Raw genomic sequence first — 351 nt, 5'->3', positions numbered from 1 at the left:
CAACAATACCTACGACTTGATTTTCATCTTCAACGATAAAACGTCTTTCCGATTCATCTAATAAATGCTTATCAAATAAATACTGAAGTTCCGTTAAGGATTCATATGGTTCTTCAAACCAATAAGACATAATAGAATATTCATTATTTAATTCATGAACAAAAAGTAAATCACTATACTCTAATGCTCTTAGTTTCATAATTCCACTCCCAAGATTTTCTCATATATGTGCATTATAAATATAAATAACGAATAAGTCATCATTCACTGTGAACACTTTATTTTAACAATTCATCACATACTAATTCTCATTTTCTTGTTATTCTCGATTTATTACTCTTACTATGAAAC

General features: G+C 27.4%; 1 pseudogene. It reads right to left on the bottom strand.

Annotated features, from left to right (window positions below):
* Positions 1-199 (bottom strand): annotated as a pseudogene (locus tag HMPREF2953_RS10680) (spermidine acetyltransferase); the annotation flags it as partial.
* Between the last annotated feature and the right edge of the window lie 152 nt (positions 200-351).

The organism is Staphylococcus sp. HMSC072E01, from assembly GCF_001814125.1.
GTDB classification, from domain to species: Bacteria; Bacillota; Bacilli; order Staphylococcales; family Staphylococcaceae; genus Staphylococcus; species Staphylococcus hominis.
Note: the sequence above shows the minus strand (reverse complement) of the source record. Positions and strands in the feature narration are given on the sequence as shown.